Origin of the sequence: Sphingomonas anseongensis, from assembly GCF_023516495.1 — a bacterium.
In the GTDB taxonomy this organism is placed as follows: Bacteria; Pseudomonadota; Alphaproteobacteria; order Sphingomonadales; family Sphingomonadaceae; genus Sphingomicrobium; species Sphingomicrobium anseongensis.
The window spans coordinates 793,200-812,578 of the sequence record NZ_JAMGBC010000001.1 but is presented as its reverse complement, the minus strand read 5'-3'; the positions used below and the strand labels follow the sequence as shown (position 1 = coordinate 812,578).

Genomic DNA, 19,379 nt, shown 5'->3' with positions numbered 1-19,379 from the left:
TCTGTTGGCGATGTCGAAACTAGCGAAGCTGCTCGATCTCGCGGGCGAGCGACCGGTTTTCGATGGTTACATAATGCTCGATCTGGGCGAGCCGGCGATCGATGTCGCGGAACCGTGACTTGATGTCGCGGGCGCTGCGGGAAGGTGACTGGCGGACTCCCTGCCAGAACTTGGTTTCTTCAGGGTCGCTGTCCGCCAGCTCGCGGGGCCGGTCCTGCGCCACCCATCCGGTGATGAAATAGACCGGGATCAGAGCGCCGCCGCCCATGAAAACGCCCAGGATCAGAAGGATCCGGACCAGAGTGACGTCGAAGCCGGTGTAATCGGCCAGTCCGGCGCACACGCCCATGACCTTGCCATGGCGCTTGTCGAGGTAAAATTTGGTCCGGCTGGGAGGCTGCGTGCTCATGCCTTCTCTCCGCGCCTCGAACGCGTGCTGGTCAGCACATCGTCCACCAGGGGCGTTCCGGCGTCAGGCAGGCAGGCCTGCTGCCAGTTGGGGTTTTCCGCGTTCATGATCCGCTCGATCGTGCACAGCCGATCGTCGAGCCGGCGAGCCATGTCGTGAAGCTCGTCCAGGAGCTTCTCATCGGCGCCGGTCAGGGTAGCCGCCGATTTCCATTTGGTCACATAGTGGAAGATCAGCCACGGAAGCCCGATAAACAGGATCGCGACCGCGAACAGCGGAATGACTGCCTCTTCCATTATTTAGTCCCCTTAGCCGCCAGCGCGGCCTTCATGGCTTCCAGTTCCGCATCTACCTTGTCGGAAGACTGCAGGTCGGCGATCTCTTCCTCGAGGCTCTTGGGACCGGTCATCCCGAGCGCCTCGGCACGGCCTTCGGCGAAGTCCGCGCGGCGCTCCAGGACCTCGAAGCGGCTGAACGCATCCTCGGTGCGGTTGCCGTTGACCAGCTCGCGGGCCTTGGCGCGCGTGACAGCGCTCTCGATTCGGTGAGCGATCGCATTCTGCCGGACCCGCGCTTCGCGGAGCTTGCCCTGAAGCTTGGCGATATCCGCCTCATAGGCTTTCAGGGTCTCGTCGAGGACGGCGATCTCCTCCTTGAGCCCCTCCGCCATGTCGGCAGCCTTCTGCCGCTCAAGCAGCGCCGCCTTGGCTAGGTCCTCGCGGCCCTTGCTGAGCGCCAGCTCGGCCTTCTCGGTCCAGCTGCTCTGGAGCTCGTCGAGGCGGGAGAGGGTGCGCCGCATGTCCTTGCCGTCGGCAATCGTCTTGGCGGCGCTTGCGCGAACCTCGACCAAGGTCTCTTCCATCTCGAGGATGATCATCCGGATCATCCGCGCCGGATCCTCCGCGCGGTCGAGAAGCTCGGTCATGTTCGCGGCGAAGATGTCCCGCGTCCGGGAGAAGATACTCATCTAGTCACTCCGCATTCCATATAGGGGCCCTATCTGCCTTTCACCATGCAGGAGACGTGCCACTTTCCGAAAATGCCGGACTTCTCAAAAAATCGCTCAAATCCGCCGTTCAACGGAGCGAAATATCTTGCCAATTCGTGGTATTTGGCACCAACAGTCGGCCAGATTTGAGAGACATGGAACGTACTGAAACTTTCGTCGGCCAAAGCAACGCCGTTCTCGACGCGATCGAGCGCGCCAGCCGTGCCGCCGCGCTCAACCGGCCGGTGCTGGTCATTGGCGAGCGCGGGACCGGCAAGGAGCTCGTCGCCGAGCGCCTCCACCACCTGAGCCCGCGCTGGTCCGGGCCGCTGGTCGTCATGAACTGCGCGGCGCTTCCGGAGAATCTCATCGAGGCGGAGCTGTTCGGGCACGAAGCGGGTAGCTTTACCGGAGCGGCGAAGACGCGTCACGGGCGTTTTGAGGAAGCCGACGGCGGGACCCTGTTCCTCGACGAGCTTGCGACCCTGTCGGCGCCTGCGCAGGACCGTCTGCTCCGCGCCACCGAATATGGCGAGGTCACCCGGATCGGCGCCTCCAAGCCCATTTCGGTCGACGTCCGAATCGTTGCCGCGACCAACGAGCATCTGCCGACCCTGGTGGAGCAGGGGAGGTTCCGCGCCGACCTTCTCGACCGTCTCTGCTTCGAGGTGATCACCCTTCCGCCGCTGCGCAACCGCGGCGGCGACATCCCGCTTCTCGCCGAGCATTTCGGCCGCCGCATGGCCGTGGAGCTCGACTGGACCAACTGGCCGGGCTTCAGCGAGCAGGCGATGGCCGAGATGGAGCGCTATCCCTGGCCCGGCAATGTGCGCGAATTGCGCAATGTTGCCGAACGTGCGGTTTATCGCTGGGAAGACCCCGAACGCCCCGTGGATTCGATCCAGTTTGACCCGTTCGATTCGCCGTGGATTCCCAAGCCGGCGACCGCTGTAGCTGCGGCGACTCCCGCACCGGTCGATTCGGCTGCGGAAGCGCATGTTGAGGAAGCGGCGCCGCCTCAGCCGTCGCTGGAGACCGAAGATTTCCGCTCTTCCGTCGATTCGTACGAGCGCGCGCTTCTCGAGGAGGCGCTGCGGGCGAACCGCTACAACCAGCGCGCCACCGCTGCCGCGATCGGGCTCAGCTACGACCAGCTGCGCCACGCGCTGAAGCGCCACAAGCTGCTGGACGCCGGCTCGCGTTAGAGCGCGGTCGTTGACTTGCAACGCTGCAGGCGTAGTCGCGTTAGCAATCCATAGCCGCCAGATATGAAGGAGCGAGAGCGATGGCCTTTGAGCTTCCCGAACTGCCGTATGCGCGTGACGCGCTGCAGCCCCACATGTCGAGCGAGACGTTCGACTATCACTACGGCAAGCACCACAAGGCCTATGTCGACAAGACCAACGGGATGCTGGGGGAGAAGGGGCTCGAGGGCGCCTCGCTGATCGAGGTGATCCGCGCCGGCAAGGACAAGGGCGACAAGGGCCTGTTCAACAACAGTGCCCAGATCTGGAACCACAGCTTCTTCTGGCAGTGCCTGGCCCCCGAAGGCTCGACGTCACCGTCGGGCAAGCTGAAGGAAATGATCGACAGCGATTTCGGCGGCCATGACGCGCTGCTCGAGGCGCTCCAGACCGAAAGCGCCAACCATTTCGCGAGCGGTTGGGGCTGGCTGGTGCTGAACAATGGCAAGCTGGAGGTCACTTCGCTCCACGACGCCGACACACCGGTCGTCCATGGGATGACCCCGTTGTTGACGGTCGATGTGTGGGAGCACGCTTATTACATCGATTACCGCAACGAGCGGCCGAGGTTCCTCAAGAGCGTCCTGCAGAACATCATCAACTGGGATTTCGTGGCCCAGAACCTCGACGGGAATGGAGCAGAGCGCGCCAACCAGCAGGGCTGATCAGCTCTTCAGGCGATAGCCGGTCCGGAAGATCCACCACACGCCGGTGAGGCAGATCAGGAAGAAAGCGACGGTCGCGCCCAGCGCGAGTCCGAAGCTGACGTCGGCCGTCCCGAAGAAGGTCCAGCGGAACCCGTTGATCAGATAGACAACCGGGTTGAAGAGGGTGATCGAGCGCCACGGCTCGGCGAGCATGTCGATCGAATAGAAAGCGCCGCCCAGGAAGGTGAGGGGGGTGACGACGAGTAGCGGGATGACCTGCAGCTGCTCGAACCCCTTCGCCCAGATGCCGACCATGAATCCGAACAGGCAAAAGGTCAGCGCGACAAGCAGGAGATAGAGGAACGCCAGCAGCGGATGAGCGACCGTGACCGGCACGAACAGGTGCGCCGTCACGAAGATGACCAGCGCGACCGACATGGCCTTGCTCGCCGCCGCACCGACATAGCCGAGCACCGTCTCGAATGCGGAAAGCGGCGCCGACAGGATCTCGTAGATCGTGCCGGTGAATCGCGGCATGTGGATTCCGAAGCTCGCGTTGAAGATGCTCTCGGTAAACAGCGACAGCATCATGAGGCCTGGGACGATGAAGCTTCCGTAGGGAACTCCGCCGATCTCGGTCATCCGGCTGCCGATCGCCGCCCCGAACACGATGAAATAGAGCGAGGTGGTGATGACTGGCACCGCAAGACCGGTCCACAAAGTCCGCCGGAAACGGTGCATCTCGAACTTGTAGATCGCGAGGACGCCGCGCCAGTTCATGCGGCGCTCCGCTTTTCGTGAACGAGGCTGACGAAAATATCCTCAAGGCTCGACTGCTTGGTATCGAGGTCCTTGAAGCCAAGTCCGGCATCTCTCATTGCTGTCAGCAACGACGGAATTCCGGTCCGATCCGCTTTCGCATCAAATTCATAGGTGAGGATGTTGCCATTTTCGCTGAGCTGCGGGTTCCACTCGGCAAGCTCGGGCGGGACCGATTGCAGCGGTTCAGTCAGCTGCAAGTGAAGGATCTTGCGGCCGAGCTTCTTCATCAGCTCGTCCTTCGCCTCGACCAGGATCAGCTCGCCGTTGGTGATCACGCCCACCCGGTCCGCCATCTCTTCGGCTTCCTCGATATAATGGGTGGTGAGGATGATGGTCGTGCCGTTGTCGCGAAGGCGCCTGACCAGCGCCCACATGTCTCTGCGAAGCTCGACATCGACGCCCGCGGTCGGTTCGTCGAGGAACAGGATGTCCGGCTCATGAGCGAGCGCCTTGGCGATCATCACGCGCCGCTTCATGCCCCCCGACAGCTCCTTGAGGATTTCCTTGCGCTTGTCCCACAGCGACAGGTCGCGGAGGATCCTCTCTACCTTCGCCTTGTCGGGCGCCCTGCCGAACAGCTCACGGCTGAAGCTGACGGTGCTGATCAATGGCTCGAAGACGTCCATGGTCAGCTCTTGCGGCACCAGGCCGATCCGCTTGCGCGCTTCCCGATAGTGGCGCTGCCAGTTCCTGCCATCGATGAGGACTTCGCCGGCTGTCGGGGTCACAATTCCGCAGACGATGTTGATGAGCGTGGTCTTGCCTGCGCCGTTGGGGCCCAGGAGGGCGAAGATCTCGCCGCGCCGGATGTCGAGGTCGACGCTTTTCAGCGCTTCGGTTCCGCTCGCGTAGCTCTTGCGGAGCCCGCGGATGGAGAGGATCGGATCGCTGCTCATTCGATCGGGCCCGGTTCGACCGGTTTGGCGTCCTCCTTCATCAGCCCGTGCTTGAGAAGCATCGGAATGTTGGCGGCCGCGAACAGGAAGGTGAGGGGCAGCGCTCCCCAGAGCTTGAAGCCGATCCAGAAATCCCAGGACGTATTACGCCAAACCGCTTCGTTGAGGACCGCCATGCAGACGAAGAAGACGGCCCAGTTGCGGGTGAGCTTCTTCCAGCCCTCGGCATCGAGCCCTGGATAGGTGCTTCCCAGCACCTGCTGGAGGAGCGGGCGGCCTGTGGCGTAACCGAAGGCGAGAATGCCCGCGACCAGCGCGTAATAGATGGTCGGCTTCATTTGGATGAAGGAGCGGTCGTGAAGCCAGATGGTCAGGCCGCCGAGGATCACCACCATCACGCCCGAAAACCAGAGCAATGGCGAAATCCGGCCGTAGCGGAGCGCGGAAAAGATCATCGCGGCGATCATCGCAACCATGAAGGCGCCGGTCGCGACGAAGATCTTCAGCACGTCCGGCACCGGGGCGAAGAAATTGGCGATGAAGAAGACCAGCAGCGGACCGAGGTCGATCAGCAGCTTGGCTCCGCCCGTGGGTTCCGGCTTGCTGCTCATTCCGGGGGAAGTCCTGCAATTGCGCGGGCGACCGCGCGCGCATCGAACGGACGAAGGTCGTCGGCCCGCTCGCCGACACCGATCGCGTGGATGGGAAGGCCGAAGCGCTCGGCCGCGGCGACCAGAACGCCTCCGCGCGCGGTTCCATCGAGCTTGGTCATGATGAGGCCGGTCACGTTCGCGGTCTCGCGGAATACTTCGACCTGGGACAGAGCGTTTTGGCCCGTTGTCGCGTCGAGCACGAGCACGACATCGTGCGGGGCTTCGGGGTTGAGTCGGCCGAGGACCCGGCGGATCTTGGCAAGCTCCTCCATCAGGTGGGTCTTGTTCTGCATTCGGCCGGCAGTGTCGACGACGAGGACGTCGATGCCCTGAGCGGTTGCCTGCTTGACGCCATCGAACACCAGGCCCGCCGGATCAGCGCCTTCCTTGCCCGAAATGACCGGCGCGCCGATCCGCTCGCCCCAAATCTGCAGCTGCTCGATGGCTGCGGCGCGGAACGTGTCGCCGGCGCAGAGCAGCACACCGTAATCCTGCTCGATCAGCCAATGGCCCAGCTTGCCGATGGTGGTGGTCTTGCCGGACCCGTTCACCCCGATGACGAGGATGACGTGCGGACGCGGAAAACCCCATACATCCAGAGGCTTGGCGACCGGAGCGAGGATCTTTTCTATCTCTTCGGCGAGAATCGAACGGAGACCTCGCTCGTCCAGCCGCTCGAACTTCTGGCGGGCGATCGCCTCGCGGATCCGGTGCGACGCCTCCGGCCCGATATCGGAGGCAATGAGCGCCTCCTCGATGTCGTCGAGCGTCGAGGTGTCGAGGGCTGCACGGCTGGTGAGGCCGGTCAGGTTGTCGGCCACCTTCTCCGCGGTTTTCGAAAAGCCGCCGCGCAGGCGGTCGAGCCAGCTCATCCGAAGACGCCCACCAGGCTGTCGCCGTCACGGCGGGTTACGCGGGCGCTGCCTGACGTCCCGCGTTCGGCACGGGCGATGGCTATAGGCGCGAAACCGTTGGTGTGGCCCTTGCCGCCGCTTTCCATCAGGACGGTTTGGCTGGTGCCGACGAGGCTGTCGAGCCATCTCGTCCGGCGCCGGTCGGCCGCCTGGCGCAGGCGGGCCGCGCGGGCTTTCACAATCTCGCGCTCGAGCTGGGGCATGCGAGCAGCCGGCGTGTCGGGTCGTGGCGAGAATGGAAAGACATGAGCCGCGACGATATCGCAGTCGTCGAGCAAATTCAGCGTATTGACTGCCATATTCTCAGATTCTGTAGGAAATCCAGCGATAATGTCCGCACCGATCGTGGCATCGGGCCGCGATTTCTTGATGCGCTCTACAGTTGCGACTGCCTGCGCGCGGCTGTGGCGCCGTTTCATCCGCTTGAGGATCAAGTCGTCGCCGGCCTGGAGCGACAGGTGGAAGTGCGGCATCAGCTGCGTGTCGGCCATCAGCTCGTAAAGCGGCTCGTCGAGCTCGACGCTGTCGAGCGAGGACAGGCGCAGCCGCTTCAGGCGGGGCTCGGCAACGAGCAGCCGCTGGCACATAGCGCCAAGGCCGCCTTCGTAATCGGTGATGTCGACCCCGGTGAGCACGATCTCCCTGGCGCCGCGGTCGATCTCCTCGGTAATTGCATCCCGGATTGCCTCGAAAGGGAGGGAGACGCTCGGGCCGCGAGCCTGCCAGATCGAGCAGAAGGTGCAGCGATGGTCGCAGCCGTTCTGGACTGCCACGAAGCTCCGGACCCGCGAGTGAGTTCCCGTGGCGACGGGTGACGTCATGCTGCCAAAGGCGCGAAGCTTTCCGGTGTTTCCGATTACTCGAGTGACTTCGGGCATCGTCTCGAACGAGCGGCGGTCGAGCTCGGCGGCGCAGCCGGTGACGAGGATCCTCGCGTTCGGCCGGCGGCGGTGCGCTCGTCGTACCGCCTGGCGGGATTGTCGAACCGCGGCGCCCGTCACTGCGCAACTGTTGATGACGATCCAGTCCTCGTCCGCTGGAGCCTTGCTGGCGATCGTCTCCGCCTCGGCGAAGTTGAGACGGCAGCCGAGCGCAACAGTCTCGACGCTCACTTCAGCGCCTCGAGATCGAGGTCGCCTTCGAAGACGTGGGTCGCCGACCCGCGCATCTTCACGGTCTCGCCCGGCTTCCAGCTGATGGTCAGCGTCCCGCCCGGCATGTGGACGGCAACCGGGCTGGTGGCGCGCTTGGTTGCGATTGCGGCCACGGCGGCTGCGCAGGCTCCCGTGCCGCACGCCAGCGTCAGCCCTGCGCCTCGCTCCCAGGAGCGCATGTGGATTCCGTCCTCACGGACGGCGGCGACATGGACGTTCACTCGTTCCGGGAAGGCCGGATCATTCTCGATTCTCGGTCCGTACACGTCGAGCGGCACCTTGGCCGGGTCCTCGACGAAGAAGACGACGTGCGGATTGCCGACATTGACCGCAAAGCCGTGCTTGAGCCCGTCCCAGGCCAGCGGAAGGTCGCTCGTGTCCATCGCGTAGGACAAGGGGATGTCCTCCCAACCGAACCGCGGCTCGCGAATCCCAACCTCGACTTCGCTCCCGGCCGACGATCCTTCGATCACCCCGGCGGGCGTTTCGATCGTCTTTGCGCCGGTGAGCGCGACGACGCAGCGCGACGCGTTTCCGCACGACTGGACCTCGCCGCCGTCGTGATTCCAGATCCGCATCGAAACGTCGGCCTTGTCGGATTTGCCGATGAGGATGAGCTGGTCGCAGCCGACGCCGCGGTGGCGGTCGGCAATGGCCCGAGCAAGCTCCGGCGTCATCGTCACGCTCTGTTCGCGGCCGTCGACGATCACGAAGTCGTTGCCGAGACCGTGCATCTTGTGGAAGTGAAGCGCCATGGGTCGGCCGCGCATCTAGGGGGCCGGAAAAGCTTAGTCCACCAGCGAAGGCGCGAAACAGCAATGCAGAGACCAGCCAATGAAGTGATGCAGTCGGTCATCTTCTCGGCCGTGCTCGACGCAATGCAGGCCCTGAAGAAGGCATCCGGAGGCTTGCCGAACCAGCTCCTCCGCGACGTGCAGGCGATCCATCCGAACGTGACCTTCGCCGATCTTCCCAAGGAGCTTCAGGACGCGATCGTCGAAACGACCCGCTCGGCCTTCACCCAGCTTCTGAAGGAGGGCTATGCGGTCGGGCCCCGCCAGCAGATGCAGCAGGTTCGGCCGATGGACCGGGTGCCCGAGCGCGACCGGCGCGGACCGAGAGGGCCGGCGGCCGGAGTACGCCGCGGCGGAAGGCCTGCCCCAGGAGGCGGCCCGGACAAAACCGGTGGCGGCCCAGGCGCTCCTAATCGCCCGCGCCGCAAGCCGAAGGGCAAGCCCAGGCTGAGTTGATTTGACCGGGCGCATCCGCTAGGGCGCGCCCGTCGTTTTTCGACAGACATGACTGGAGCGCCTTGGTGCGCACGCCGGCCGACGAGGTTTCGTCCGCCGGCGCAATTTGCGTTGCGGCTCACCATATCGCCCGCTCCGGCATGTTTTGGGAGACTTGAGTGTTCGATAACCTGAGCGATCGCCTTTCGGGCGTATTCGACAAGCTTCGCGGCCGCGGCGCGCTGACTGACGCCGACGTGCGCTCGGCGATGCGCGAGGTGCGCGTCGCTTTGCTCGAGGCGGACGTCGCTCTCCCGGTCGCCCGCGATTTCGTCGACCAGGCGACCGAGAAGGCCGTCGGCCAGGAGGTGCTACGCTCGATCACTCCGGGGCAGATGGTCGTGAAGATCGTCCACGACCAGCTGGTCGAGACGCTTGGCTCCGACGCGTCGGACCTGAAGATCGACGTCAATCCTCCGGCGGTCGTGATGATGGTCGGCCTGCAGGGGTCGGGCAAAACGACGACGACGGCGAAGCTCGCCAAGCGGCTGACCGAAAAGGACCGCAAGAAGGTCCTGATGGCCTCGCTGGACGTCGCTCGCCCGGCTGCGCAGGAGCAGCTTGCGGTGCTCGGACGGCAGGCAAACGTCGATACGCTTCCCGTAGTCACGGGCCAGCAACCGGTCGATATCGCCAAGCGCGCGATCCAGGCGGCCAAGCTGCAGGCCTATGACGTCGTCCTTCTCGACACCGCGGGCCGGCTCCACGTCGACGAGCAATTGATGGCGGAGATGAAGGCCGTCGCTCAGGCGTCGAACCCGACCGAAACCTTGCTCGTGGTCGATAGCCTCACCGGCCAGGACGCGGTCAACGTCGCCAAGGGCTTTGCCGGAGATGTCGACCTCACGGGCGTCATCCTCACCCGCCTCGACGGCGATGCGCGCGGCGGCGCGGCCTTGTCGATGCGCGCGGTTACCGGAAAGCCGATCAAGTTCGCCGGCGTGGGCGAGGCGCTCGATGCGCTGGAGGCCTTCCACCCGGAGCGGATCGCCGGCCGGATCCTCGGCATGGGCGACGTCGTCAGCCTGGTCGAGAAGGCTTCCGAGACGATCAAGGTCGAGGATGCGGAGAAGCTCGCGGCCAAGATGGCCAAGGGCAAGTTCGACCTCGACGACCTTCGCACGCAGATCAGCCAGATGCAGCGGATGGGCGGCCTTGGCGCTCTCGCCAACATGCTTCCGGGCATGAAGGGCATGAAGGGCGCGATCGACAAGGCGCAGGACAGCAAGGCGCTGGTCCACCTCGAAGCGATGATGAGCTCGATGACCGCCAAGGAGCGGGCAAAGCCGGAGCTGATCAACGCCAAGCGCAAGATCCGGATCGCAAAGGGCAGCGGGACCACCGTCCAGGAAGTCAACAAGCTGCTGAAGATGCATCAGGAAATGTCGAGCGCGATGAAGCGTCTCAAGAAGATGGGCGGCATCGGCAAGCTCGCCGCGATGTTCGGCGGCGGTGGCGGCTCGGGCGGTCTCGGCGGAGCGGGGGGAATGCCCGATCTTGGCGGTGCGGCGGGAGCACTCCCAGGCCTTGGCGGCGCAAGCCCGTTCAACCTTCCACCAGGTTTCGATAAGTTTTCAAAGAAATAGCATAAGATACTGAAAGGAATATCAAATGGCTCTAGCAATTCGCCTTTCGCGCGGCGGCGCAAAGAAGCGCCCTTATTACCGCATCGTCGTCGCCGACAGCCGTTCCCCGCGTGACGGCCGCTTCATCGAGAAGCTCGGCACCTACAATCCGCTGCTGGCGAAGGATTCGCCGGAGCGCGTGAAGCTCGACTCCGAGCGCATCCAGCATTGGCTGGGCGTCGGCGCACAGCCGTCGGACCGAGTGCTTCGATTCCTCGACGCCGCCGGGATCAAGGAGCGCCCCGCCCGCAACAACCCGAACAAGGGCGTTCCGGGCGAGAAGGCCAAGGAGCGAGTCGAGCAGCGCGAGGCCAAGGCCGTGGAGGCAGCGGAGGCCGCTGCAGCACCGGCTCCGGCTGAAGAGCCCGTCGCCGAGGAAGCCGCCGCCGAGGAAGTGTCCGCCGAGGCCGCTGCCGAAGCTCCCGCAGAAGAAGCCGCTGCCGAAGCTCCCGCCGAGGAAGCTGCCGCCGAAGAGCCTGCGGCCGAAGCCGAACAGCCGGCCGAGGAAGCCGCTGCGGCTCCCGCAGACGAGGCGACCAACGAAGGCGAATCGGCTGAAGAGCCTGCCGAGGGCTCGGTCGAGGCTGCTCCCGCCGAGGGCGCCGAGAAGGCCGAGGAGACCGCCGAAGCCGCTCCCGTGGAAGAGGCCGAGTCGACCAGCGAGCCCGCAGAAGGCGCGGCCGAGGATACGGCCGCCGAAGGCGCAGAGACCGCCGAGACTGCCGAGAAGGCGGAGTAACCACGGCCTTGCAGCGAATTGCCCTTGCCGCCGTCGCCGGAGCGCATGGCGTCAAGGGCGAGCTGCGTCTCAAGCTGTTCACCGACAGCGTCGAGAACCTGAAGCGCCACAAGCGCGTGTTCATCGGCGACAGCGAGCGCACGCTTGAGGGCGTCCGTGCTGCGCCCTCCGGCGCGGTTGCCCGAATCGAGGGTGTCGCCGACCGGTCGGGCGCGGAGGCACTGCGGGGGTCGCTGCTCGAAGTGGACCGCTCGGCGCTGCCGCCGCTCGAAGAGGGCGAATATTATCACGCCGACCTGATCGGCCTGGCGTGCGTGGATTCCGCGGGAGCCGAGGTCGGGCGGGTTGCAGCGGTGGAGAATTACGGCGCCGGCGACCTGCTCGACGTCGAAAGGACGGACGGCAAGCAATCGCTGATCCCGTTCAAGCCGGGAATCGCCGACCTTGAGCGCGACCGGATCGTCATCGACCCGGAGTTCCTGGCCTAGCGAAGGATCGGCGCGTCCTTCGCGAGGTCGTTGCGGATCGTGGTCGCGGCGACGCCGCCTTCGCCCATGGCGTGTGCAATCTGGTCGAGGCCGATGACGACATCGCCTGCTGCATAGAGACCGGGGACGTTGGTCCGCTGGTGGTCGTCGATGGTGATGCACCCCTTTTCGCCGAGCTTGGCGCCCGTCTGTTTGGCGAGCAGCACATGTGGGTCGCTCCCGAGCGCGGGATAGACGCTATCGAAGGCATGAGTCCCCTCGGCGGTCTCGACGACGATGCATTCCCCGGTGATCGCCACCGCCTGGGCAGGGCCGTCGATGCACGGAACGCTCGCGAGCTTGAGCTCTTTCACCTGCCCGGCGCTCAGGTTGAGCGCCTTGTCGGGAGCGATGAGGGTCACGTCGGGCGTGAATCCGCGGAGGAACAGGGCTTCGGCGACGCCGTGGCCGTCGCTTCCGATCACGCCGATCTTCTTGTCGGTGACTTCATAGCCGTCGCAGATGGGGCAGTAGCGGATCAGCCCGCGCTTCAAGGCGTCGTCGTGAAGCTCCTCGTCCATCGGGGGGCGGCGGTTGCGGGTGCCGGTCGCCAGCAGGACCGTCTTGGCTTCGATCGGCCCGCCGCCCCAGGTCGCGCAGAAGCCGCTCTCGGTCTTGTCGAGGCGGGAGACGAAGCCATCCTCGATCCTTGCGTCGTAGAGCTGCGCCTGCTCGCGCATCCGCTGCAGCACCTCCTTGCCGCTGATTCCGCCGGGGAAGCCGGCGAGGTTGCGGGTGCACGGGATGCTCGCGGCCCGGCCCTTGCCGTCGTCGATAACGAGGATCTTGAGGTGGAAACGGGCGAGATAGATTGCGGCCGTCAGCCCGGCAGGGCCGCCGCCGACGATCAGGCAGTCGAGAGGTTCGTCCATGCGGCGCCCAATGGATTGTGATAGCGGCGGTTCCGCAATGGCCTTCCGAGCGTCCGTTTTAACCTTGTACCCGGAGATGTTCCCCGGGCCGCTGGGCATGAGCCTGGCAGGGCGGGCGCTGGACGAGGATATTTGGTCGCTGGAGGTGAAAAACATCCGCGATTTCGCCACCGACAAGCACCGGAGCGTCGACGACACTCCGGCGGGCGGAGGGGCGGGGATGGTGCTGAGGCCTGACGTTCTTGCCGCGGCGGTGGACAGCGTCGCCGACGGGCGGCCGATGCTTGCACTGACGCCGCGCGGCACGCCTCTGACGCAGGAGCGAGTGCGCGAGCTTGCGGCGGGCAAGGGTGTGGTCCTGCTCTCCGGCCGCTTCGAGGGATTCGATGAGCGGATATTCGAGGCGCGGCCGATCCAGCAGGTGTCGATCGGCGACTATGTGCTCTCGGGCGGCGAGGTCGGGGCGATGGTGATCCTCGATGCTTGCGTAAGGCTGCTGCCCGGGGTAATGGGCGCGGCCTCCAGCGGAGAGGAGGAGAGCTTCGAGCAAGGTCTCCTGGAATATCCGCACTATACCCGGCCTGTTACATGGGAAGGGCGCACGATCCCCGAAGTGCTGCGATCGGGGGATCATGCGAAGATCGCCGCGTGGAGACACGAACGTGCGGTCGAAGACACACGGCTAAGGCGGCCGGACCTGATCGAGCGCCACGGGGGCGCATCGCAGGCACCGCCCTCTGGCGCGCGGCGACGAGATACGAAGGCTTGAAGCAATGAACCTGATCGAGACCCTGGAGCGCGAGGCAATCGACGCTCTGACCGCAGACAAGACGATCCCCGAATTCCGCCCCGGCGACACGCTGAGGATCGGCGTGAAGGTCGTCGAAGGCGACCGCAGCCGTGTCCAGAATTTCGAAGGCGTGTGCATCGCGCGTTCGAACAAGGGCGTCGGGTCGAGCTTCACCGTCCGCAAGATCAGCTTCGGCGAGGGCGTCGAGCGAGTTTTCCCGCTTTATTCGCCGGCGATCGATTCGATCGAGGTCGTCCGCCGCGGCGCAGTCCGCCGCGCCAAGCTCTATTATCTGCGCGGCCGGACCGGCAAGTCGGCCCGTATCGCCGAGCGCCGCGACCCCCGTCGTGAGGCTGCTGCCAAGGCAGAAAAGGCCGGCGCGGAGAAGACCGAAGCCTGATCGGCGAACGCCGCTTAGCTTTCTACCAATTGCATTGCCGTAATGGTCGCGCCCGTTAGGGTGCGGCCATGCGCACAGTCCTTGCCGCGGCATCCCTGCTGCTCGTCGCCGCGGCTCCGCCGCCTCCGAGTGTTCCCCAGAAGAAGCTCACGATCGAGCGGATCTTCGCGAGTCCGCCAATCTCGGGCGCGACTCCGCGCCTGCTGAAGCTGTCGCCCGACGGCCGCTATGCGACCATGCTCAAGCCGCGCGCCGAGGACCGCGAGCGGTTCGACCTGTGGGCGATGGACACGTCGACCGGCCAGCTTCGGATGTTGGTCGATTCGACGAAGATCGGCGGAGGCGAAATCTCCGAGGCAGAGAAGATGCGGCGTGAGCGCGCCCGCGTCGGAGGCTCCAAGGGAATCGTCGAATATGAATGGGCGCCAGACGGCAAGTCCGTTCTGACCCCAGTCGACGGCGACCTCTACCTCGCTGACGTGGCGACCGGTGCGGTCAAGCGGCTGACCAGCACTCCAGGCACCGAGATCGACGCGCATGTTTCCGAGGGCGGGCGGTACGTGAGCTTCGTGCGCGACCAAAATTTGTACGCGCTCGACCTTTCCACCGGCAGCGAGCGGGCGCTGACGACCGACGGCAAGGACACGGTCACTTGCGGGACGGCCGAATTCGTCGCGCAGGAAGAAATGGACCGGCGCACCGGCACCTGGTGGGCGCCGAACGACAGCCGGGTCGCGGTCGAATGCTATGACGAAGCGAAGGTGCAGATCGTCACCCGAGCAGCGATCGGAGCCAACGGCACGAAGATTTTCGACCAGCGCTATCCCGCGGCCGGGACGCCCAACGTCGAGGTCACGCTGTGGCTGATGAACCCTGACGGCAGCGGGCGGGCGAAGGTCGACCTCGGAAGCAATCCGGACATCTATCTCGCGCGAGTCGACTGGTCGAAGGACGGCAAGACACTGTTCGTCCAGCGCGAAAGCCGAGACCAGAAGAGACTCGACCTGCTCGCCGTCGATCCTGCGACGGGAGCAAGTCGCCCGGTGCTCAGCGAGACCTCGACGACCTGGGTCAACCTCAATGACGACTTCCGCGCGCTCAAGGACGGAAGCTTTATCTGGGGATCGGAACGGAGCGGCTTCCACCACCTCTATCGCTGGGCAGCGGGCCAGCTCACGCCCGTCACAAGCGGCGAATGGGCGATGACGGGTCTGGTTGGTGTCGACGAGCCGAACCACCGCCTGTTCTTCACGGGCAACAAGGACGGAGTTCTGGAAAGCCACGTCTATTCGGTCGACTACCTCCATCCCGGCGAGCCGCAGCGGCTGACAGAGACCGGCTATTGGAACAGCGCCGAGATGGACAAGGCCGGAAGCCGGCTTCTCGTGTCGCGCTCCTCCCCGGAGCAGCCGCCGCAGGTCTATCTCGCCGACGAGTCCGGCAAGCGCCTTGCGTGGGTCGAGGAGAACAGGCTCGACGCCTCGCACCCTTACGCCCCGTTCGTGGCCGCGCATCGCCCGGTGAAGTTCGGCACTCTCAAGGCCACCGATGGGAGCACGCTTTATTGGGAGATGATCACTCCGCCGCTGGTGAAGGGCCGGAAGTACCCGGTCTATTTCGAACATTATGGCGGGCCGGGATCGCAGCAGGTCAAGCGCGCCTGGAAGACTACTCCGATGGCGCAATATTGGGTTAGCAAGGGCTGGATCTACTTCCAGGTCGACAACCGCGGCTCGCCCAATCGCGGACGGGCGTTCGAGGACCAGATCTATCACGCGATGGGCGGGGTCGAGGTCGACGACCAGGCGACGGCGGCGCGCTGGCTACAGAAGCAGGCCTATGTCGATCCGAAGAAGATCGCGACCTACGGCTGGTCCTACGGAGGGTACATGACGCTCAAGATGCTCGCGGCGGCCCCGCCAGGGCTATACGCGGCGGGCATTGTCGGTGCGCCGGTGACGAAGTGGGAGCTGTACGACACCCATTACACCGAGCGGTTCCTCGGCAATCCGGCGGTCGACCGGAAGCCCTATGAATCTTCAGATGCCTTGGCCGACGCGGTGAAGATCGACGAGCCCTTCCTGCTGATCCACGGTATGTCGGACGACAATGTCGTCTTCCAAAACTCGACTCTGCTGGCCGACCAGCTGCAGGCGGCCGACCGGCCGTTCGACATGATGTTCTACGTCGGCCAGACCCACCGGCCTGCAGGCGAGGGCAGGCAGGCGCACGTTCAGAAGACGATCGAGCGATTCCTCAACGAGAAGGTGCTGGGAAAGATCGCCCGCTAGCTCGTGCGCTTGCGCGCCGGGATCGCGCTTCGATCGAGCAGTCGGGTGTAGAGGTGCCAAGTGGAATAGCCGAGCCACGGCAGCACGACCGCAAGCCCGATGAAGAGCGGAATCGAGCCCAGAACGAGCAGCGTGGCCACGATGATCCCCCAGCGAAGCGTCACTCCCGGATTCGCGCGGGCGGCGCGGATCGAGGTGCGCACCGCTGACGAGGCCGTAGTGTTGCAATCGACAAGCATCGGCATCGACACGACGCTGACTGCCAGGACGATGACGCCGAAGACGCCGCCGACGATTCCACCGATGAGGATCAACGCCCAACCCCTTTCGGTGGTGAACACTTCCCTGAGGAACTGGCCGGTGGAGGCGGGTTCGACCCAGCCGAACAGTGCGACGTACAGAACCCCCGCCGCTAGCAGCCAGAGCGCGAAGATCGTGAGGAGCAGGCCTGCGACGCTGGCGATTTCGTCGAACGAGGGGCGTTTCCGGACGTCGAGGAAATGGGGCCAGTTGGAATGGAGCCCAAGCTCGCGCCGGCGCGCCATTTCGTAGAATCCCACCGCGACGACCGGACCGAGCAGGCCGATGCCGGCTGCGATCGGAAGGAACAAAGGAACCAGGGGACCGCCGAGGGTTGCGATAGCCGCGACGATGCCGATCAGCGGGTAAAGCAAGGCGAGGAAAATGATGTCGCCGCGCATCTCCATGAAGTCGCGCCATCCGTCCGACAGCGACTGCTTGAGATCGGACGAAGTGATCTGCCGGACCGGGATTTTCCTCGAAACGCCTGCGGGTTGCGACACGGCGATTGTCCTCGCTGCCATTGCACTCTCCTGACCTACAGGCGAGCACCGGCCAGCGGCGCGGTGCGCCTGGTGACGCGGCCATAGCACGATTTAACGGCAGCGGGTCAGAGCCAGATTCGAGAAATCGTCAGCGTCGAGTCGGCGGAATATTGCGGGCGGGCGAAGCGCGGGCGCTGTTCGACGAGCGGCTTGGCGATGGCCGGCAAGCCGCGACGGGTGCCGACGAGCGTGAAGCCCATCCGCTGCGCGACCCGAGTGGTGAACTGAATGGTCGCGCCGTCGCAGCTGCGCCCCGAGCAATTGACGTAATATTTGCCCTTGGCGTCCGGTGCGAATGGCCTGACGAAGCCGGCCGTGCCGGCGGACACGATCTGCGAATCCTTGGTTCCGATCAGTGTGATGCTGTTCGCCCCGTTCGAATGGAGCCGGAAAGTCACGGTTCGAAGCTTTCCGGTGCGGACGTTGCCCAGCACTTCGACCTGCGGAGCTCGCTGGCCGGCGATCCCGGCTGTCGGAGCGATCCAGCGCTTGCCTTCCAGATAGGGAAGCTCATCCCTGCGCCATCCGGCGATTCCGCCATAGCCGTCGGCGAGCGGCGCTGCGTCGTTGGAGATCGCCCAATAAGCCCGGCCGGTGACCATGTTGGTAGCATGCTGGATGACGAACCTCTGCTGCCGGTCGGCGGAATAAGCGGGTGCGGCGGCGACCGCGGCCCAGCCGGAGAGCATCAGGATTGCGGAGGCGAGGATCGCCGGCTTGCGCCCGGTTTCGTCGATCAGATCCTTGGCTTCGATCAACCAGGGCATGGCGATCAGGACCGCCAGCGGGGCGAAAACAAACATCGGGCCGTTGTTCATCAGCTCGCCGAGCAGGGCGGTGACTTCGCCCAGCGTGAGCCATAGCAGCAGGGCGGCGGCGATCGCTCCGATCCGCTCCTGCCTCAGCAATATGCCGATCAGCGACGCGAGCGGCGGGAGCAGGAAATAGATGACTCCGCCGGGCGCGATAAAGAAGACCGCGACTCCCAGCAGCAGGAAGCCGAGCCAGTAGCTCGAGCTGAGTTGCACTAAGGTGAGGCGGCGGCCGATCAGCGAGAGGGCGGCGACTGCGGCGAAAATCCCGCACGCGTAGACGGCGAGGTGGGTCCAGATCGGGTAGGCTCGCCAGAAGCTGCCCGGGCGAGCGAGGCCCATGACGAACATCGCCGCCCAGGCAAGAGCCGTCGATACGACGATGGCTGCGACGAACAGGCCAAGGCCGCGCCAGATTCCGCCGCGCCGGAAAGCGACGACTGCAAAGCCGACGACGAGGAGTCCGAGAAGCGCGAAACCGGCGATGTCGGGAAGGACGATCAGCTGCCGCCCTGCGACGTCGGCGAACAGCACGCTGCCTCCGCTTGCCGTACTCACGTTGGCGAGCTGACGGGCTACCGCGAGTGTCTGGTCGCCCATGTGCTGCACGCTTCTCAGGTCGAGCGCGGCAATGTCGTCGCCGGGGCTGTGGTAGCGCGTCTCATTCCCGATCATCGCGAAGTTGAGCGTGGTCCAGCCGCGCTCGGAGAAGCTGTTGACGTCGGTGTAGTTGGGGAGCTGCCGGTAGAAATCGGTCGCGAGCGAGTTGGCGAACGGTCGATCCACCGCCTTCGCGAAGGCCCGGACGGCTGGACCGTTTGGAAGGCTTGTCTCGAACATGGTCACCGGCCCGCTGACCCCGCGCGCTTCAAGGTTGACGAGGCTGTCGACACGGCCGCTGAGTGGATCGGACATGAAGGCCCGGGCGCCGATGAGGCCGAGTTCCTCGCCCTCATTGAAGAGGAAGATGACGGGCCGCTTCAGCCGCTCGGTCTTGAGGATGGATGCGACTTCCAGGAGCGTCGCCACTCCGACGCCGTCGTCGCCCGCCCCGGGGCCGACCGGCGTGCTGTCGTAGTGCGCGTTGAGGAGCAAAGCCTTTCCGGCGGGCGGCCCGAGCGCGACCACGACGTTGCGCACCCGAGCGCAGCTCACTCCGCGCTGCTTGTAGATGGTGTTGCAGGCGAACTGGTCGCGGACGATGGGGTTGAGCCCGAGGCCGCGAATTTGTGCGATCAGCCGTGCGCGGACGGCATCGTCTCCGAAGCTGTCGGCGGGGTGGGGCCGCTGGTTACCGAGGATGGCTGCGAGCCGCGCCTTTGCCCGAACCGCATCGAACTCGCCTTGCTCAGAAGCCGTCCGGACCTCCGGCGGTTGGATCAGCAACGTCGTGGCCGCGAGAGCGGCAAGAAGCGCAAGCAGAAGCGCGCAAAACAGCAAAATCCGCCGGTTCATGCTTCCC

General features: G+C 65.0%; 20 protein-coding genes and 1 pseudogene. 9 read left to right on the top strand and 12 right to left on the bottom strand.

The features are described 5' to 3' along the window. Window positions 1-19 precede the first annotated feature (19 nt). The 3 genes from pspC to pspA are packed head-to-tail and all read right to left on the bottom strand — an operon-like array spanning window position 20 to window position 1,376. On the bottom strand, window positions 20-409 hold the full coding sequence (gene pspC / locus LZ519_RS04125; protein ID WP_249867454.1) for an envelope stress response membrane protein PspC: 390 nt from the start codon (window positions 407-409) through the stop codon (window positions 20-22). Then, window positions 406-705, bottom strand: a complete 300-nt coding sequence (gene pspB / locus LZ519_RS04120; protein WP_249867453.1) for an envelope stress response membrane protein PspB — start codon at window positions 703-705, stop codon at window positions 406-408. The genes pspC and pspB overlap by 4 nt, the downstream gene beginning before the upstream one ends. After that, window positions 705-1,376, bottom strand: a complete 672-nt coding sequence (gene pspA / locus LZ519_RS04115; RefSeq protein ID WP_249867452.1) for a phage shock protein PspA — start codon at window positions 1,374-1,376, stop codon at window positions 705-707. Before pspA ends, pspB begins: the two co-directional genes overlap by 1 nt. Window positions 1,377-1,552: 176 nt before the next feature. Between pspA and pspF the strand changes: the two genes are divergently transcribed. Both pspF and LZ519_RS04105 read left to right on the top strand, forming a co-directional pair. Continuing rightward, a complete protein-coding gene (pspF, locus tag LZ519_RS04110; RefSeq protein ID WP_249867451.1) occupies window positions 1,553-2,602 on the top strand; it encodes a phage shock protein operon transcriptional activator in 1,050 nt (349 codons plus the stop codon). Window positions 2,603-2,682: 80 nt separating this feature from the next. After that, window positions 2,683-3,306 carry a superoxide dismutase gene (locus LZ519_RS04105; protein ID WP_249867450.1) on the top strand — a complete coding sequence of 208 codons (624 nt, stop codon included), beginning with the start codon at window positions 2,683-2,685 and terminating at the stop codon, window positions 3,304-3,306. Here LZ519_RS04105 and LZ519_RS04100 read toward each other — a convergent pair whose 3' ends face one another. From LZ519_RS04100 to dapF, 6 genes are read right to left on the bottom strand one after another with little or no spacing between them, the layout of a single operon-like run. Next, window positions 3,307-4,068 carry an ABC transporter permease gene (locus LZ519_RS04100; RefSeq protein WP_249867449.1) on the bottom strand — a complete coding sequence of 254 codons (762 nt, stop codon included), beginning with the start codon at window positions 4,066-4,068 and terminating at the stop codon, window positions 3,307-3,309. After that, window positions 4,065-5,006 (bottom strand): ABC transporter ATP-binding protein, encoded by a 942-nt coding sequence (locus LZ519_RS04095; protein ID WP_249867448.1) that lies wholly within the window; start codon window positions 5,004-5,006, stop codon window positions 4,065-4,067. The genes LZ519_RS04100 and LZ519_RS04095 overlap by 4 nt, the downstream gene beginning before the upstream one ends. Then, the gene (locus tag LZ519_RS04090; protein ID WP_249867447.1) at window positions 5,003-5,617 is read right to left on the bottom strand and encodes a septation protein A; all 615 of its coding nucleotides are present in this window, start codon (window positions 5,615-5,617) and stop codon (window positions 5,003-5,005) included. Before LZ519_RS04090 ends, LZ519_RS04095 begins: the two co-directional genes overlap by 4 nt. After that, on the bottom strand, window positions 5,614-6,531 hold the full coding sequence (gene ftsY, locus LZ519_RS04085; protein ID WP_249867446.1) for a signal recognition particle-docking protein FtsY: 918 nt from the start codon (window positions 6,529-6,531) through the stop codon (window positions 5,614-5,616). Before ftsY ends, LZ519_RS04090 begins: the two co-directional genes overlap by 4 nt. After that, complete coding sequence (locus tag LZ519_RS04080) at window positions 6,528-7,685, bottom strand: MiaB/RimO family radical SAM methylthiotransferase (protein WP_249867445.1); 1,158 nt, start codon at window positions 7,683-7,685, stop codon at window positions 6,528-6,530. Before LZ519_RS04080 ends, ftsY begins: the two co-directional genes overlap by 4 nt. Then, on the bottom strand, window positions 7,682-8,482 hold the full coding sequence (gene dapF / locus LZ519_RS04075) for a diaminopimelate epimerase (protein WP_249867444.1): 801 nt from the start codon (window positions 8,480-8,482) through the stop codon (window positions 7,682-7,684). Before dapF ends, LZ519_RS04080 begins: the two co-directional genes overlap by 4 nt. Before the next feature lie 63 nt (window positions 8,483-8,545). Here dapF and LZ519_RS04070 point away from each other — a divergent pair, with 63 nt between their 5' ends. From LZ519_RS04070 to rimM, 4 genes and pseudogenes are all read left to right on the top strand, one after another. Further along, complete coding sequence (locus LZ519_RS04070; protein WP_249867443.1) at window positions 8,546-8,977, top strand: hypothetical protein; 432 nt, start codon at window positions 8,546-8,548, stop codon at window positions 8,975-8,977. A 158-nt stretch (window positions 8,978-9,135) separates the two neighbouring features. Continuing rightward, a complete protein-coding gene (ffh, locus tag LZ519_RS04065) occupies window positions 9,136-10,602 on the top strand; it encodes a signal recognition particle protein (RefSeq protein ID WP_249867442.1) in 1,467 nt (488 codons plus the stop codon). A gap of 25 nt (window positions 10,603-10,627) precedes the next feature. Further along, window positions 10,628-11,098, top strand: a pseudogene (rpsP, locus tag LZ519_RS04060) (30S ribosomal protein S16); the annotation flags it as partial. A 290-nt stretch (window positions 11,099-11,388) separates the two neighbouring features. Next, window positions 11,389-11,868 carry a ribosome maturation factor RimM gene (gene rimM, locus LZ519_RS04055; protein ID WP_249867441.1) on the top strand — a complete coding sequence of 160 codons (480 nt, stop codon included), beginning with the start codon at window positions 11,389-11,391 and terminating at the stop codon, window positions 11,866-11,868. Here the strand turns inward: rimM and LZ519_RS04050 are convergent. Further along, window positions 11,865-12,779, bottom strand: a complete 915-nt coding sequence (locus tag LZ519_RS04050) for an NAD(P)/FAD-dependent oxidoreductase (protein WP_249867440.1) — start codon at window positions 12,777-12,779, stop codon at window positions 11,865-11,867. The two genes, rimM and LZ519_RS04050, sit on opposite strands and share 4 nt — an antisense overlap. A 37-nt stretch (window positions 12,780-12,816) precedes the next feature. Between LZ519_RS04050 and trmD the strand changes: the two genes are divergently transcribed. The 3 genes from trmD to LZ519_RS04035 all read left to right on the top strand — a co-directional run bounded on the left by trmD (window position 12,817) and on the right by LZ519_RS04035 (window position 16,260). After that, a complete protein-coding gene (trmD, locus tag LZ519_RS04045; protein WP_249867439.1) occupies window positions 12,817-13,548 on the top strand; it encodes a tRNA (guanosine(37)-N1)-methyltransferase TrmD in 732 nt (243 codons plus the stop codon). A gap of 4 nt (window positions 13,549-13,552) precedes the next feature. After that, window positions 13,553-13,969 carry a 50S ribosomal protein L19 gene (gene rplS, locus LZ519_RS04040; protein ID WP_249867438.1) on the top strand — a complete coding sequence of 139 codons (417 nt, stop codon included), beginning with the start codon at window positions 13,553-13,555 and terminating at the stop codon, window positions 13,967-13,969. 68 nt (window positions 13,970-14,037) lie between these two features. Then, window positions 14,038-16,260 carry a S9 family peptidase gene (locus tag LZ519_RS04035; RefSeq protein ID WP_249867437.1) on the top strand — a complete coding sequence of 741 codons (2,223 nt, stop codon included), beginning with the start codon at window positions 14,038-14,040 and terminating at the stop codon, window positions 16,258-16,260. On the opposite strand, the gene LZ519_RS04030 is transcribed toward LZ519_RS04035, so the two are convergent. Then, window positions 16,257-17,084: a DUF2189 domain-containing protein gene (locus tag LZ519_RS04030; RefSeq protein ID WP_249867436.1), complete on the bottom strand. Its 828-nt coding sequence runs from the start codon at window positions 17,082-17,084 to the stop codon at window positions 16,257-16,259. The genes LZ519_RS04035 and LZ519_RS04030 overlap by 4 nt on opposite strands. A gap of 86 nt (window positions 17,085-17,170) precedes the next feature. Continuing rightward, entirely contained in the window at window positions 17,171-19,372 is a 2,202-nt protein-coding gene (locus LZ519_RS04025) for a M28 family peptidase (RefSeq protein ID WP_249867435.1), read from the bottom strand. Window positions 19,373-19,379: the final 7 nt, after the last annotated feature.

What these genes read in the sequence shown, in the direction of transcription:
- pspC (WP_249867454.1), bottom strand. Translation starts at nt 409, where the DNA reads ATGAGCACGCAGCCTCCCAGCCGGACCAAATTTTACCTCGACAAGCGC.
- LZ519_RS04030 (WP_249867436.1), bottom strand. Translation starts at nt 17,084, where the DNA reads ATGGCAGCGAGGACAATCGCCGTGTCGCAACCCGCAGGCGTTTCGAGG.
- ftsY (WP_249867446.1), bottom strand. Translation starts at nt 6,531, where the DNA reads ATGAGCTGGCTCGACCGCCTGCGCGGCGGCTTTTCGAAAACCGCGGAG.
- LZ519_RS04050 (WP_249867440.1), bottom strand. Translation starts at nt 12,779, where the DNA reads ATGGACGAACCTCTCGACTGCCTGATCGTCGGCGGCGGCCCTGCCGGG.
- rplS (WP_249867438.1), top strand. Translation starts at nt 13,553, where the DNA reads ATGAACCTGATCGAGACCCTGGAGCGCGAGGCAATCGACGCTCTGACC.
- pspF (WP_249867451.1), top strand. Translation starts at nt 1,553, where the DNA reads ATGGAACGTACTGAAACTTTCGTCGGCCAAAGCAACGCCGTTCTCGAC.
- LZ519_RS04025 (WP_249867435.1), bottom strand. Translation starts at nt 19,372, where the DNA reads ATGAACCGGCGGATTTTGCTGTTTTGCGCGCTTCTGCTTGCGCTTCTT.
- LZ519_RS04095 (WP_249867448.1), bottom strand. Translation starts at nt 5,006, where the DNA reads ATGAGCAGCGATCCGATCCTCTCCATCCGCGGGCTCCGCAAGAGCTAC.
- LZ519_RS04090 (WP_249867447.1), bottom strand. Translation starts at nt 5,617, where the DNA reads ATGAGCAGCAAGCCGGAACCCACGGGCGGAGCCAAGCTGCTGATCGAC.
- pspB (WP_249867453.1), bottom strand. Translation starts at nt 705, where the DNA reads ATGGAAGAGGCAGTCATTCCGCTGTTCGCGGTCGCGATCCTGTTTATC.
- trmD (WP_249867439.1), top strand. Translation starts at nt 12,817, where the DNA reads ATGGCCTTCCGAGCGTCCGTTTTAACCTTGTACCCGGAGATGTTCCCC.
- dapF (WP_249867444.1), bottom strand. Translation starts at nt 8,482, where the DNA reads ATGGCGCTTCACTTCCACAAGATGCACGGTCTCGGCAACGACTTCGTG.
- LZ519_RS04105 (WP_249867450.1), top strand. Translation starts at nt 2,683, where the DNA reads ATGGCCTTTGAGCTTCCCGAACTGCCGTATGCGCGTGACGCGCTGCAG.
- LZ519_RS04100 (WP_249867449.1), bottom strand. Translation starts at nt 4,068, where the DNA reads ATGAACTGGCGCGGCGTCCTCGCGATCTACAAGTTCGAGATGCACCGT.
- LZ519_RS04070 (WP_249867443.1), top strand. Translation starts at nt 8,546, where the DNA reads ATGCAGAGACCAGCCAATGAAGTGATGCAGTCGGTCATCTTCTCGGCC.
- pspA (WP_249867452.1), bottom strand. Translation starts at nt 1,376, where the DNA reads ATGAGTATCTTCTCCCGGACGCGGGACATCTTCGCCGCGAACATGACC.
- LZ519_RS04035 (WP_249867437.1), top strand. Translation starts at nt 14,038, where the DNA reads ATGCGCACAGTCCTTGCCGCGGCATCCCTGCTGCTCGTCGCCGCGGCT.